12 protein-coding genes are annotated in these 13,408 nt (G+C 59.2%); 5 read left to right on the plus strand and 7 right to left on the minus strand.

The genetic code is table 11. From position 1 onward, the window contains the following. The first annotated feature begins 83 nt into the window (after nucleotides 1-83). Nucleotides 84-419 carry a DUF2834 domain-containing protein gene (locus C9422_RS09140; RefSeq protein ID WP_102702510.1) on the plus strand — a complete coding sequence of 112 codons (336 nt, stop codon included), beginning with the start codon at nucleotides 84-86 and terminating at the stop codon, nucleotides 417-419. A 134-nt stretch (nucleotides 420-553) separates the two neighbouring features. On the opposite strand, the gene C9422_RS09145 is transcribed toward C9422_RS09140, so the two are convergent. Both C9422_RS09145 and C9422_RS09150 read right to left on the minus strand, forming a co-directional pair. After that, nucleotides 554-1,477 (minus strand): magnesium transporter CorA family protein, encoded by a 924-nt coding sequence (locus C9422_RS09145; RefSeq protein WP_104447215.1) that lies wholly within the window; start codon nucleotides 1,475-1,477, stop codon nucleotides 554-556. A gap of 7 nt (nucleotides 1,478-1,484) precedes the next feature. Beyond that, entirely contained in the window at nucleotides 1,485-3,071 is a 1,587-nt protein-coding gene (locus C9422_RS09150; RefSeq protein ID WP_116580408.1) for a RimK family protein, read from the minus strand. A gap of 93 nt (nucleotides 3,072-3,164) precedes the next feature. Here C9422_RS09150 and C9422_RS09155 point away from each other — a divergent pair, with 93 nt between their 5' ends. Next, nucleotides 3,165-4,262 carry a GNAT family N-acetyltransferase/peptidase C39 family protein gene (locus C9422_RS09155; RefSeq protein ID WP_116580409.1) on the plus strand — a complete coding sequence of 366 codons (1,098 nt, stop codon included), beginning with the start codon at nucleotides 3,165-3,167 and terminating at the stop codon, nucleotides 4,260-4,262. 90 nt (nucleotides 4,263-4,352) lie between these two features. Here the strand turns inward: C9422_RS09155 and C9422_RS09160 are convergent, their stop codons facing one another. After that, nucleotides 4,353-5,504 carry a PQQ-dependent sugar dehydrogenase gene (locus C9422_RS09160; RefSeq protein ID WP_116580410.1) on the minus strand — a complete coding sequence of 384 codons (1,152 nt, stop codon included), beginning with the start codon at nucleotides 5,502-5,504 and terminating at the stop codon, nucleotides 4,353-4,355. A gap of 64 nt (nucleotides 5,505-5,568) precedes the next feature. Next, nucleotides 5,569-5,916, minus strand: coding sequence for a hypothetical protein (locus tag C9422_RS09165; protein ID WP_116580411.1), 348 nt, complete (start codon nucleotides 5,914-5,916; stop codon nucleotides 5,569-5,571). A 192-nt stretch (nucleotides 5,917-6,108) separates the two neighbouring features. Between C9422_RS09165 and C9422_RS09170 the strand changes: the two genes are divergently transcribed. Then, entirely contained in the window at nucleotides 6,109-6,960 is an 852-nt protein-coding gene (locus C9422_RS09170) for a Ku protein (protein WP_116580412.1), read from the plus strand. A gap of 128 nt (nucleotides 6,961-7,088) precedes the next feature. Here the strand turns inward: C9422_RS09170 and lpxO are convergent, their stop codons facing one another. Beyond that, complete coding sequence (gene lpxO / locus C9422_RS09175; RefSeq protein WP_116580413.1) at nucleotides 7,089-7,988, minus strand: lipid A hydroxylase LpxO; 900 nt, start codon at nucleotides 7,986-7,988, stop codon at nucleotides 7,089-7,091. A 488-nt stretch (nucleotides 7,989-8,476) separates the two neighbouring features. On the opposite strand from lpxO, the gene C9422_RS09180 reads away from it, so the two are divergent. Beyond that, complete coding sequence (locus C9422_RS09180; protein ID WP_033044478.1) at nucleotides 8,477-10,063, plus strand: ABC-F family ATPase; 1,587 nt, start codon at nucleotides 8,477-8,479, stop codon at nucleotides 10,061-10,063. A gap of 228 nt (nucleotides 10,064-10,291) precedes the next feature. Continuing rightward, a complete protein-coding gene (locus C9422_RS09185; RefSeq protein WP_116580414.1) occupies nucleotides 10,292-11,479 on the plus strand; it encodes an MFS transporter in 1,188 nt (395 codons plus the stop codon). Between the two features lie 84 nt (nucleotides 11,480-11,563). Here C9422_RS09185 and C9422_RS09190 read toward each other — a convergent pair whose 3' ends face one another. Both C9422_RS09190 and C9422_RS09195 read right to left on the minus strand, forming a co-directional pair. Further along, entirely contained in the window at nucleotides 11,564-12,601 is a 1,038-nt protein-coding gene (locus C9422_RS09190; RefSeq protein WP_116580415.1) for a dienelactone hydrolase, read from the minus strand. Nucleotides 12,602-12,769: 168 nt separating this feature from the next. Next, complete coding sequence (locus C9422_RS09195) at nucleotides 12,770-13,381, minus strand: FMN-dependent NADH-azoreductase (protein WP_102700745.1); 612 nt, start codon at nucleotides 13,379-13,381, stop codon at nucleotides 12,770-12,772. Between the last annotated feature and the right edge of the window lie 27 nt (nucleotides 13,382-13,408).

A 13,408-nucleotide genomic window follows, 5' to 3' on the forward strand; every position in this document is an offset into this window, starting at 1 on the left:
CGGGCGTTGATGGCAAGTCAATGGCAAATTTGTGCAGATCCCTCTAGGCTGCCGATTCCAGTCATTGCCCAAGGAAGGAACACATGAATGCCATTGCCCTGCCCCTTATCGCCCTGATCGCCTTTGCCGGCTATACCCTTTCGGTGATGCTCCAGGCCGAACAATCGCTGATCGACTTCGGCATCAGCCTGATGTCCCGCCCGGATACCGCGCAGGTGGTGATCGATCTGTACTTGCTGGCGACGCTGGCGGGTATCTGGATGTACCGGGATGCGCGAAAGCGCGGGCTGTCGGCGGTTACGGTGGTGCCTTATCTATTGATCACCGCTGTGTTTGTGTCGGTTGGGCCATTGTTGTATCTGGTGGTTCGCGGGGTTCAGGATCGCCGAAAATTGCCTGCTACGACTCGACAGTTGTAGAAGCCTTGAAATAGCTTTCGCGAGCAAGCCCGCTCCCACACGGGTCTTGCGCCCACTGAAATCCCCTGTGGGAGCGGGCTTGCTCGCGAAGGGGTCGTCAGATTCGACATCTTCATTTGCCTGATTCACCGCCATCACTTCGCCAACCGCTTGAGCCCCACCACCATCGCCCCCGCCCCGATCATCATCGTCGACAGCAGCAAGGGGTAGGAAACCCACCACGGCGTTCCAGCCGTCATCATGCTGAACTCGGACATGCCGCCGATGCTCGCAATCAGGTTCAAGGGCAAAAACACCACGTTGATCAAGGTCAGCTTGCGCAGCAGGTTGTTCATGCTGTTGTTCATCAGGTTGCCCCGGGCGTCGATGAGGCCGGAGAACACCGTCGAATAGATTTCCGCCTGCTTGTAACACTGGTTGTTTTCGATGATCAGGTCATCGATCAGGCTGATGGCCTCGGCGTTGAAGCCCTGCTTTTGCGCATGATTGCGTAGTCGGTTCAGCACAGCGCCATTGCTGTGAATCGCATTGATGTAATAGATCAGGCTTTCGCTGAGGTTGAACATCTGGATCAGGTGCTGATTCTGCATCGAGGCGTTGAATTTCTGCTGCAATTCCCGGGCGATCAATTTGATCACCTTCAAGTGCCCCAGATAGTGGTGGATGTTGTTGAACAGCAGATCGAGCAAGACATCCAGAGGCGTGTCGAGCGCCTGACGCTTGCCGAGCCCGTTGAGCGGTGCGTCATCGGTGGCGATCACCAACAAGCGCCCCGGAGAAAACAGCAGGCCACAGGACGACACCTGAAACCCCAGGTTGTCGGCGCCGGAGTAACTGTCCGGACGCTTCCAGATCAGGAACAGGTTGTCGGGATGGAACTCGATGCGCGACACCTCGTCAGGGTCCAGCGCCGAGGCCAAGGCGTGTTCGTCGAGTTTGAAATGACTGTGCAGCAGGTCGCGCTCGGCCGCATCGGGGTGACTGAACAGCATCACCTCGGCGTCCAATCGCTCGACGGCCTGCAGCGTTCCACCGCTCAACTGAAAACTCTTGATCATCGCGGCTTCACCAGGCCTGGCCGCGACGTTTAAGCTCCAGACGCCGAACGAACTCTTCCAGCACCAGCTTGTACAGATCGTCCTGCAGGTAGGCGTCTTCGATGCCGGCGTCCATGTTCGGGTTGTCGTTGACCTCGATCACCACCACTTTGTCGCCGGACTGTTTGAGGTCGACCCCGTAGAGGCCGTCGCCGATCAGGTTGGCCGTCTTCACCGCCAGTTCCACCACCGCCCGCGGCGCCTCGTGAACCGCCAGGGTGCGGCATTCACCGTTGATGTCCTGACCCTTGGCCTTGTGGTTGTAGATTTGCCAGTGGCCCTTGGACATGAAGTACTGGCAGGCAAAGATCGGTTTGCGGTTGAGCACGCCAATGCGCCAGTCGTACTCGGTGTAGAAGAACTCCTGGGCCAGCAACAGCACCGAGTGTTCGAACAGTTCGGCGGTGGCTTCGAGCAACGCCTGCTGGCTCTCGACCTTGATCACGCCCCGGGAGAAACAACCGTCGGGGATCTTCAACACCAGCGGAAAGCCCAGTCGTTCGCCCACCCGTTCAAAGTCTTCCGGACGCTCCTTGTAGAGGATTTCAGTGGCGGGCATGCCCAGTTGATGACTCTTGAGCAGGTCGGTCAGATACACCTTGTTGGTGCAGCGCAGGATCGACGTCGGGTCGTCCATCACCACCAGCCCTTCGCTCTCGGCTTTCTTGGCGAAGCGAAAAGTATGGTTGTCGACGCTGGTGGTCTCGCGGATCAACAAACCGTCGTATTCGGCAATCCGTGCATAGTCCTTGCGCTCGATCAGTTCGACGTCGATGCCCAGGGTCCTGCCGACCCGGACGAAATTGTCCAGCGCCCTGGCATTCGACGGTGGCAGGGCTTCCTCGGGATCGTGCAGGATGGCCAGGTCGTAGCGGGCCAGCCGTCGTGAGCGTGGCAGGCGCCAGATCTTGCGACTGAAACTGTCGAGGGAGTGGGAAAATTGATCTTCCTGATCCTCCCGCAACTTGTGCAACGCACCCGACTTGATGCCTTCGATATGCCAGCCGTTAGTTCGGCGAAACTCAACTAACAAGATCGGACAGGCAAACACTTCAAATAATTGCCTGGCCAAATCCTGCAAAGGTTCGATATTGGTCTTGCCGAAATACAATGTCAGGGTAAACCCTTCGGTGTCACTGTAAGCATGATGACTGAGGGCTTTTTCGAGGGTTTTATCCAGGTCGTCAAGCGCCAGGCCATAAAGGGATTTACGGGTCAGTTCGCTGATGGTTCGCACCGACGGAATAACCTTGTGCCCACGGGCTTCAGCCAGCAGCGAGCAGTAATAACCGTGCCCCAGGTACTTGTAACTGCGGCACAGGTTGATGACCTGCACACGCTTGCCCTGCTCATTGTCGCGGGTTTGCTCCAGATATTCCTGGGCCGTGACGATGTCCTCGCTGGGAAAATAGGAGGCCCAGTCTTCCTTGCGTTCGACGATGATAATCAACTGGCTGGAAATTTTACTGGAATCATTTAAATAAGTTGCCGAAGTGATTGCTGTCGGCAAAGTTTGCTCGGATACTTCGCGCCAATGACCTTGTACCGCTGACATAGTGATTGATCCGTTGGAGAACAAGACCTTTCCTATTAAGCACGAACTTTTTCGAAAGTCCCGTTTCGTTACGCAACTTTTACGGCGGTCATTATGAATACAGTTTTTCGTTTGGCGGTAATAGAGGACTTACCCGCACTGCTGCAACTTGAAGAGCAATGCTTTACCACCGACCGGCTCAACAGTCGCAGCTTTCAATGGATGATCAGCCGCGCCAATGGGCAACTGCTCGTGGCCCAGCGCGGCGAGCAGTTGCTGGGTTACGCCCTGGTGCTTTTCCATCGAGGTACGTCGCTGGCGCGTCTCTATTCGATCGCCATCGCGGCCCAGGCGCGGGGCAATGGCTTGGGCAAGCAACTGCTCGATCGCACCGAAGCCATTGCCTTGGAACACGACTGCGCCTATTTGCGTCTGGAGGTGCGTCTCGACAATCCGGCGGCGATTGCCCTGTATGAACGTAACGGGTACCGGCGTTTTGCCCTGATCCACGACTACTATCAGGACCACGCCGATGCGTTGCGCCTGGAAAAACGCATCCTCCAGCATCGCGAATCACGCAACATTCAAGTGCCCTACTACCCGCAGACCACCGATTTCACCTGCGGTCCGGCCTGCCTGCTCATGGCCATGGGCGCGTTGCAGCCGGGGCGTTTGCTGGAGCGACGTGAAGAACTGCAAATCTGGCGCGAGGCAACCACCGTGTTCATGACCGCCGGCCATGGCGGTTGCAGCCCGCAAGGCCTGGCATTGGCGGCCTGGCGCCGCGACTTTCGGGTGCGCCTGCAACTGAGCAAGGTCGGGCCGTTGTTCCTTGACGGGGTGCGCGATGAGCATAAAAAAGACGTAATGCGCCTGGTGCACGAAGCGTTCACCGAACAGCTGCTTGCCAGCGACGTCGTGTGCGAGATCGGCGGGCCACTGGATCTTGCGCAACTGCTGGAGCATGGCGGGCAACCCTTGGTGCTGATCAGCAGCTATCGCCTGACCCGCTCCAAATCGCCGCACTGGGTGATAGTGACCGATTGCGATGAAGAATTTGTCTATCTGCATGATCCCGATGTGGACCACAGTCAGCATCGCCAGGCCATGGACTGCCAGCACCTGCCGGTCAGCCATGGGGAGTTCGAGAAGATGTGCAGCTTTGGCCGGGACAAATTGAGGGCAGCTGTGATTGTGTATGGACAGAAGTAGTCGCTGGTTCTCACACCGCCTTCGCGCTCCCACACTTGAAATGCATTCCCCTGTGGGAGCGGGCTTGCTCGCGAAGGCGGCGTGTGGGCCTCACTTCAATCCGACTTTATACAACTCACCATCCTCTTCATCGGTCAACACATACAAATACCCATCCGGCCCCTGCCGCACATCGCGAATGCGCTTTCTCAACGGCCCGAGCAAGCGCTCCTCGTGCACCACCTTGTCGCCATCGAACTCGAGGCGGATCAGCTCCTGGCTGACCAGCGCGCCGATGAACACGTTGCCTTGCCAGGCCTTGAACCGATCGGCATCGTAGAACGCCATGCCGCTCAGGCCCGGGGACTTTTGCCAGACATGGTTCGGGGCAACGGTACCTTCAACGGTTTCCCCCCTGGCTTCGGGAATCGGTTTACCGGAGTAGTTGATGCCATGGGTCGCCAGTGGCCAGCCGTAGTTCCTGCCACGCTCGATGATGTTGATTTCATCGCCGCCCAGCGGGCCATGTTCGTTTTCCCACAGCGTGCCGTTCCACGGGTTGAGCGCCGCGCCTTGTGGGTTGCGCTGGCCGTAGGACCAGATTTCCGGGCGCACGTTGGCCTGACCGACAAAGGGGTTGTCCTTGGGCACCGTGCCGTCCGGGTAGACTCGCACCACCTTGCCTTGCAACTTGTCGAGATCCTGGGCGGTCGCGCGCTCGTTGTTTTCCCCCAGCGTCACGAACAGATAGCCGTCGCGATCGAACACCATTCGCGAACCAAAATGGTTGCCTTCCGAGAGTTTGGGTTCCTGGCGCAGGATCACCTGGAAATCCTTGATCGCCGTCAGGTCGTCGGAGAGCCGACCGCGCCCCACCGCAGTACCGGCCTTGTTATTCTCGCCACCCCCTTCGGCATAGGACAGATAGACCATCCGGTCCTGTTTGAAATCGGGTGACAGCGCCACGTCGAGCAAGCCGCCCTGGGCCTTGGCCCAGACCGTGGGCACGCCATTGAGCGGTGCCGACAGCTTGCCGTCGGCGGTGACCAGCCGCAGGTTGCCGGGCCGCTCGGTGACCAGCATGCTTTTACCATCAGGCAGGAATGCCAGCGCCCAGGGGTGCTCCAGCCCCGTCACGACGGTGGTCACCTCGAGTGTGCCCTCTTCGCTTTTCATGGTCTGGGTGGGCGCGGCAAGCACAGGGACAGTGGCTGTGATCAATACGCTGACACAGAGGATCGCCAATGGGTTTTTGCGCAACATGCAGACTCCTCTTCTGATGACCATGAGGTCTGAAAAAATAGTGGCCACCCGTCATGCCGGCCACTCAACGGTTGCCGGTACCGGCGTCCCGTGGCGCAGGATTGGGAATGAATGTCGGCGGGCTGGCGGGAGTGCTCCGCTCGGGATAGCGATTTCCGATGCCGCCGTTGTCCAGTGTCGGCGGGCGCGGGACCGGCACGGTATTGGGCCCGCGAATGGCCGGGGCACTGGGTCGGGTGCCTTGCATGCTGTTGGGGTTGGCCCGGTTGATCGGGCTGCTGTAAGGATTGTTGTTGGTACTGCCCGGCAGGTTCTGGGCCACGCGCAACGAAGCAGAGGTGTCGGCCTCGACCTGTGGGGCCAGCATGGCACTCAAGGCCAGCGCAACGACGCCAGACACGTATCGGTTCATGGGAGGGCCTCGCTGCGTCACGTGGATAAGGACTTCGATACCACGCTACGCCCAGGGTTCGGATTTGTTAACCAAAACCGCCCCGGAAGATGCAATACGACGTCAATCCGGCTGACGGGACCGTCACGCAGACCACGGAAACTTTTGCTCGAGGCCGCAGGTCACCTGAACATCACTCGCGAGTAGACGACCATGGCACGGGCAATCTGGAAAGGCGCAATCAGCTTCGGACTGGTGCATATCCCCGTGGCGCTGGTCTCGGCAACGTCCTCCCAGGGCGTCGATTTCGACTGGCTCGACAGCCGCAGCATGGACCCGGTGGGCTATAAGCGTGTCAACAAGGTCACGGGCAAGGAAGTTACCAAGGAGCATATCGTCAAGGGCGTGCAATACGAAAAGGGCCGGTACGTGGTGCTCAGTGAGGAGGAGATCCGCAGCGCGCACCCGCTGTCGACCCAGACCATCGACATTTTTTCCTTTGTCGACGGCGAGCAGATTCCCTTGCAGAACATCGACACGCCTTACTACCTGGCGCCCGACAAGCGCGGCGGCAAGGTCTATGCGCTGCTGCGCGAAACCCTGAGCAAAACCGGCAAGGTCGCCCTCGCCCATGTGGTACTGCATACCCGCCAGCACCTGGCCGCGCTGATGCCGCTGGAGTCTGCGCTGGTGCTGGTGATGCTGCGCTGGCCGGCGGAAGTCCGAAGCCTCGATGAGTTGGCGCTGGGCAGCGAAGTGACCCGGCCGGAACTGGCCAAGGGCGAACTGGACATGGCCAGGCGCCTGGTGGAGGACATGAGCGCCCAGTGGACGCCGCAAGACTATCGGGATGGTTTCGAGGACAAGATCATGGCCCTGGTGGACAAGAAGGCCCATGAAGGCAAGATCGAAGACGTCGAGACAGCCTCGGGTGAAGAGCTACGTAAAACGGCGGATGTCATTGACCTGACCGAGTTGCTCAAGCGTAGCCTGGGCAGCAAGGGTACAACGGCAAAGCCGAAAGCGAGCAGCAAACCGGCCGCGAAGAAGAAAGTCAGCAAGTGATGCGCTGGATGTTCCGGCCCCTTCGTCGGAACGCCGCCCGGAGCAAGCCCGCTCCCACAGGATTTTCGCAGTAAGGCAGATCGTGCCTTACACCGTTCGCGAAGGTGTGTTGCGCCTGAACGAAACAATCAGATCAGAATGATGACCACCAGCAACCCGGCGAAGATCGACCACTTTTCGAGGTAGTAAAGCTTGCGGTTGCGTTTTTTCAGTTGCTTACCGTGCAGGCGAACCTTGTAGATCTTGCCGAACAGGCGGTTGAGACCGCCGGTCCTGTCGCCCGCCTCGTTGGGCGCACCCGCCGCCGACATGACATGGCGACTGAACCAGCGATTGAATGCCGCTGCCCACCTGTATTTCATCGGCCGCTCGACGTCGCAGAACAAAATGATGCGGTTCTGCTGCGTGGTGTTTTCCGCGTAATGAATGTAGGTCTCATCGAACATCACCGCTTCGCCATCGCGCCAATGGTAGTCCTGGCCATCGACATTGATGTAGCAACCCTCGGCGTTGGGGGTTTCCAGACCCAGGTGATAACGGTACGAACCGGCATACGGGTCGCGGTGGCGCACCAGTCTGGATCCCGGTGGCAACTCGGCGAACATTGCCGCCTTGATCGAACCAATGCCCTGCACCAGCTCGGTGGTGCGCGGACAGAGCTTCATGGCCGATGGATGGCTGTCGCCATACCACTTGAGATAGAAGCGTTTCCAGCCGGTCTTGAAAAACGAGTTGAAACCGACGTCATCGAATTGGTTCGAACGCTTGATCTCGCCGGCCCGGAGCAAATTCTGGCCTTCGGCGCGAATTTCTTCCCAGTGCGCCTGCAGCGGACGCAGGTCGGGGAAGTCGGCCGGGTCGAGATAGGGTCTGTTGGGGATTTTCGAAAACAGATAAAGAAAGCAATTGATCGGCGCCAGAAACGTCGAGTGATCACTCAACTGGCGGCCCAGCTTATGGCGCACTTGGCCACGCAGGTGAACATACGCAATAGAGACAACGTAGATAACGGCAATGATCAGTTTCACGGAAATCGTCACACGTCAGAAGAAAACAAACTGCGCCCTGTACCGGCGTGCCGGTCCCCGGGTCTTGTGCAGCGGCTGAAAACGAAACAGCGGCCCCGTAGCGCCATCGAGCTGCTCCGACGATCGGCGCTCAGCCGACGGATGGCATTTTAGCCACAGTTTGTAACCAATAGTTAACCTGTAACTGTGAAAATCTGTCTACAAAATCCGCCGAAACGTCACTGCGGCCTCAACGCCCTATCGTTTAAAGAGCCAGACCAGTACAATCGCCGCCAAACTTTACGCGCCCCCAGGTTGAAAGCGGGAAATCCCCCTTTCAGCGCACGTCGACTCGGGCCAGGCGCACCACATGCTGCTGTCCACTTAATGCCAGATGGAACTTCCACTGCCGACCGGGATGAATGTCCCGCAGTCCGGACAGTGGAAACGGGTACTGAACCGGTACTGCCGCAACCCTAGCTACTCTGAATGCTTCGCAGGAAAAACCTTTGATTTCTACAGCTAACATCACGATGCAGTTCGGCGCCAAGCCGCTCTTCGAAAACGTTTCGGTCAAGTTCAACGGTGGCAACCGTTACGGCCTGATCGGCGCCAACGGTTGCGGCAAGTCGACCTTCATGAAGATCCTCGGCGGCGACCTCGAGCCGTCCGGCGGCCAGGTCATGCTGGAGCCGAACGTGCGCCTGGGTAAATTGCGCCAGGATCAGTTCGCCTACGAAGAATTCACCGTGATCGACACCGTGATCATGGGTCACGAAGAGCTGTGGAAGGTCAAGGCCGAGCGCGACCGCATCTATTCGCTGCCGGAAATGAGCGAAGAAGACGGCATGGCCGTGGCCGAACTGGAAACCGAATTCGCCGAAATGGACGGCTACACCGCCGAATCCCGCGCCGGTGAACTGCTGCTGGGCCTGGGTATTCCCCTGGAACAGCATTTTGGTCCGATGTCTGAAGTCGCTCCGGGCTGGAAGCTGCGCGTATTGCTGGCCCAGGCGCTGTTCTCCGATCCGGAAGTGCTGTTGCTCGACGAACCGACCAACCACCTGGACATCAACACCATTCGCTGGCTGGAATCGATTCTCACCGTGCGTAACAGCACCATGATCATCATTTCCCACGACCGTCACTTCCTCAACAGCGTCTGCACCCACATGGCCGACCTGGACTATGGCGAGCTGCGCCTGTTCCCGGGCAACTACGACGAGTACATGACCGCGGCGACCCAGTCCCGCGAGCAACTGCTGTCGGACAACGCCAAGAAGAAAGCGCAGATCGCCGAACTGCAAACGTTCGTCAGCCGCTTCTCGGCCAACGCCTCGAAAGCCAAGCAGGCCACTTCCCGCGCCAAGCAGATCGACAAGATCCAGCTGGCCGAAGTCAAGCCATCGAGCCGCGTGAGCCCGTTCATCCGCTTCGAACAGACCAAGAAACTGCACCGCCAGGCCGTGACCATCGAGCAGATGTCCAAGGGCTTCGACGGCAAGACCCTGTTCAAGAACTTCAGCTTCACCGTCGAAGCCGGCGAACGCGTGGCGATCATCGGCCCGAACGGTATCGGCAAGACCACCCTGCTGCGTACCTTGATGGGCGAGCTGACCCCGGACGCCGGTTCCGTGAAATGGACCGAAAGCGCGGAACTGGGCTACTACGCCCAGGATCACGCCCATGACTTCGAAGACGACGTCAGCCTGTTCGACTGGATGGGCCAGTGGACCCAGGGCGAGCAGATCATTCGCGGCACTCTGGGTCGCATGCTGTTCTCCAACGACGAGATCCTCAAGTCGGTCAAGGTCATTTCCGGTGGTGAGCAAGGCCGCATGCTGTTCGGCAAGCTGATCCTGCAAAAGCCGAACGTTCTGGTGATGGACGAACCGACCAACCACCTGGACATGGAATCCATCGAGGCGCTGAACCTGGCGCTGGAAAACTACCCGGGCACGCTGATCTTCGTCAGCCACGACCGTGAGTTCGTATCGTCCCTGGCCACCCGCATCATTGAGTTGAGCCCGAACGGCGTGACCGACTTCAGCGGCACCTATGATGATTACCTGCGCAGTCAGGGTGTGGTGTTCTAAGGGCTACCAAAAGCCTTTAGCTGTAAGTGAAAAGCCCTGTCCTTTGTGACGGGGCTTTTTGTTTTTGAAGATCAAGAGATCGCAGCCTTCGGCAGCTCCTACAGGGTGTACGCCGTCAAATGCAGGAGCTGCCGCAGGCTGCGATCTTTTAATCGTTAGCCTGCTTCCTTTTATCCCACCGCCGCGCCATGATGCAGTTCTCCCACCGCCGCCCGCGAACGAGCCTTCATGTCTGTGCAGCAAGTGCCCCCGCAAAGCTCAATGGCGATCACCCTGCAGATCGTCTCCATCGTGTTCTACACCTTTATTGCCTTCCTCTGCATCGGTTTGCCGATTGCGGTATTGCCGGGTTATGTCCACGAACAACTGGGGTTCAGCGCCATCGTGGCCGGGCTGACCATCGGCTCGCAATACCTCGCCACCCTGCTCAGCCGCCCCATGGCCGGGCGCATGTCGGACAGCGTCGGCACCAAGCGGGCGATCATCTATGGCTTGTCCGGGATTGTGCTCAGTGGCCTGCTGACGCTGCTGTCGACCCTGTTGCAAGGTTTTCCGCTGCTCAGCCTGCTGATCCTGATCGCCGGGCGCTTGTTGCTGGGCATTGCCCAAGGCTTGATCGGCGTCGGCACCATCAGTTGGTGCATGGGCCAGGTGGGCGCCGAGCACACCGCGCGGTCGATTTCCTGGAATGGCATCGCCTCCTATGGTGCGATTGCCATTGGGGCGCCGCTGGGCGTGGTCATGGTGCAACAACTCGGTTTCGCCAGCCTGGGCATCGCCCTGGCGCTGCTGGCCCTGGCTGCACTGTTGCTGATTCGCAACAAGCCATCGGTGCCAGTGGTACGCGGTGAACGCCTGCCGTTTTGGGCGGTGTTCGGACGCATTGCGCCGTTTGGCGCGAGCCTGAGCCTGGCGTCCATCGGCTACGGCACCCTGACGACCTTTATCACCTTGTATTACGTCAACCGCGGCTGGACCGGTGCCGCCTATTGCCTGACCGTGTTCGGGGTCTGTTTCATTCTGTCGCGGCTGCTGTTCATTTCCGCCATCAACCGGTTCGGCGGGTTTACCTCCGCCATTGCCTGCATGTGCATCGAGACGGTGGGTCTGGTGCTGCTGTGGCTGGCGCAGTCGACCGGGTATGCGTTGATTGGCGCCGGCCTGACCGGCTTCGGTCTGTCACTGGTGTACCCGGCGCTGGGCGTCGAGGCCATCAAACAGGTGCCCAATTCCAGCCGGGGCGCAGGCTTGAGTGCCTATGCGGTGTTTTTCGACCTGGCGCTGGCGATTGCCGGCCCGCTGATGGGCGCGATTGCATTGAACTTGGGGTATTCGTGGATATTCTTCAGTGCGGCGTTGTTGTCGGTAACCGGTCTGGGACTGACTCTGCTATTGAAACACCGCGCCATGGCTTGAACCTCTGTAGGAGCTGCCGCAGGCTGCGATCTTTTGACTTCAAGATCAAAAGATCGCAGCCTGCGGCAGCTCCTACAATGAAATCTATTGATCGGCGGTCTGCATCCCCGCCCGGGTCGCCCGGCCCAGGGTGCGCGAGAAGAAGCTCCCGGCTTCAGAGATCAGATTGCGGTGAATGTCCTGCCGATCGACGCCATCGGCATCGGTACACAGCGCAGGCATGATCGCGATCTGCTCGTCATTGCACGGCGCCATGAAGACGAAGTGCCCTGCTCCCGCCAGTAACTTGAAGTCAGGCGCCGTCGGCAACTTGCGCGCCAGTGCCGCGGCGTTCTTGTCGACCGCTACCAGCTTGTCGCCATCGCCGCTGTAAAGCAGCACCGGCACGTGCACATCGGCCAGGGTGTGGCGACCGAACTTCAGGCTCAGCGGCGCCATCAGCATCAAGGCGTGCACGCGTGGGTCCGCCACCGGCTGCAGGTCGTCGCGATCGACAATCAATTCACCCTGAGTGTTGCAGGCATCGCGGTCGTCCGGACGCTCCTGGCAATAACGGCGCAGGCGATCCAGGTCCGGCGTGGCGCCGGACAGAATCAATGCGGTCTCGCCACCGGCCGAATAACCAATGACGCCGACCTGATCGGCATTGACGAAGGGGGACAGCATGCGGTCGCCCAGGGTGGCCGTGATGGCTTCGGAAATCTGGATCGGCCGCCCGTACAGGTTACTCAAAGTACCGAGGCGGCTGTGGTCTCTGGAGTTGTCACCGGGGTGGATCACCGCCACCACGACGAAACCTTTGCGTGCCAGCGAGGTGGCGAGATCATGCAGGGCCAGGGGGGTTCCGGTGTTACCGTGGGACAGCATCAGCATCGGGAACCGACCTATCGCGACCTTGGTGTCCTCCCCGGCTTCGACGGTGTAACCCTCGAGTTTGCTGGTGTGCTCCCATTCACTGGAAGGATAGAAGGCGATGGCGCGCATCGGCTGCAGGTCCAGCGGGTCGAGAAACGTCATCTCATGGAAGCCGACGCTCCAGTGCGGATGCGGTGCAGGCGCGGCGTGCACTGTATTCAAGCTGCTGAGCAGGCAAATCAGTAAAGTTGCACAAAGACGCACCATGGGATGCCCCACCTTGTTACCGGACTTGAGACGTACACCCTGGACTGCATAAGTCGGGCCACATCCTGAAACGACCAGAAACAAAAAACTCCGTAGCTGGTACTTGCGTAATCAGAATACAGAGTTTTTTGGGCTTTACCTGAACGGTTGCGAACTTTTACGCAAGCCTTACGCGGCGGCGAACAACTGCTCGCTGATTTGCGTGTGAGCAGCGCTCATGGCTTTGCTGCGTACGTCGTCACCGTAAGCCAGGCCTTCGGCGCGAACGATTTCGATGTCGGTGATACCGATGAAACCGAACAGCAGCTTCAGATATTCTTCGTGGGCAACTCCGGTTGCCTGACCGGCGTGCATGCCGCCGGAAGTCGAAACGATCACCACTTTCTTGCCGCCGCACAGGCCTTCAGGGCCGGCTTCGGTGTAGCGGAAGGTCTGGCCGGCGACGGCAATGCGATCGATCCAGGCCTTCAACTGAGTCGGGATGGTGAAGTTGTACATCGGTGCAGCGATAACTACGGCATCGGCAGCCAGGAATTCGGCCAGGGTCGAGGCGCTCAGTTCGGCTTCGTGCTGTTGTGCGGCGTTGCGCAGTTCAGCGGTGGTGCCGGCGGCGACCAGGGTAGTGGAGGAGAAATGGCTGATGGCGTCAGCGGCCAGGTCGCGGTAGGTCACGACGGCGGTCGGCTCGGCGGCTTGCCAGGCCTTGACGACTTCTCCGCTCAACTGACGGGAAGCCGAGTTGTCGCCCAGGATGCTCGAATCGATATGCAGCAATTTCATGTGGGATCTCCAAGTGAGGATCGCCCA

It is taken from the genome of Pseudomonas sp. B1(2018) (genome assembly GCF_003097365.1).
Taxonomy (GTDB): domain Bacteria; phylum Pseudomonadota; class Gammaproteobacteria; order Pseudomonadales; family Pseudomonadaceae; genus Aquipseudomonas; species Aquipseudomonas laurylsulfatiphila.

What these genes read in the sequence shown, in the direction of transcription:
- C9422_RS09160 (WP_116580410.1), bottom strand. Translation starts at nt 5,504, where the DNA reads ATGTTGCGCAAAAACCCATTGGCGATCCTCTGTGTCAGCGTATTGATC.
- C9422_RS09150 (WP_116580408.1), bottom strand. Translation starts at nt 3,071, where the DNA reads ATGTCAGCGGTACAAGGTCATTGGCGCGAAGTATCCGAGCAAACTTTG.
- C9422_RS09185 (WP_116580414.1), top strand. Translation starts at nt 10,292, where the DNA reads ATGTCTGTGCAGCAAGTGCCCCCGCAAAGCTCAATGGCGATCACCCTG.
- C9422_RS09195 (WP_102700745.1), bottom strand. Translation starts at nt 13,381, where the DNA reads ATGAAATTGCTGCATATCGATTCGAGCATCCTGGGCGACAACTCGGCT.
- C9422_RS09170 (WP_116580412.1), top strand. Translation starts at nt 6,109, where the DNA reads ATGGCACGGGCAATCTGGAAAGGCGCAATCAGCTTCGGACTGGTGCAT.
- C9422_RS09145 (WP_104447215.1), bottom strand. Translation starts at nt 1,477, where the DNA reads ATGATCAAGAGTTTTCAGTTGAGCGGTGGAACGCTGCAGGCCGTCGAG.
- C9422_RS09190 (WP_116580415.1), bottom strand. Translation starts at nt 12,601, where the DNA reads ATGGTGCGTCTTTGTGCAACTTTACTGATTTGCCTGCTCAGCAGCTTG.
- C9422_RS09165 (WP_116580411.1), bottom strand. Translation starts at nt 5,916, where the DNA reads ATGAACCGATACGTGTCTGGCGTCGTTGCGCTGGCCTTGAGTGCCATG.
- C9422_RS09140 (WP_102702510.1), top strand. Translation starts at nt 84, where the DNA reads ATGAATGCCATTGCCCTGCCCCTTATCGCCCTGATCGCCTTTGCCGGC.
- C9422_RS09155 (WP_116580409.1), top strand. Translation starts at nt 3,165, where the DNA reads ATGAATACAGTTTTTCGTTTGGCGGTAATAGAGGACTTACCCGCACTG.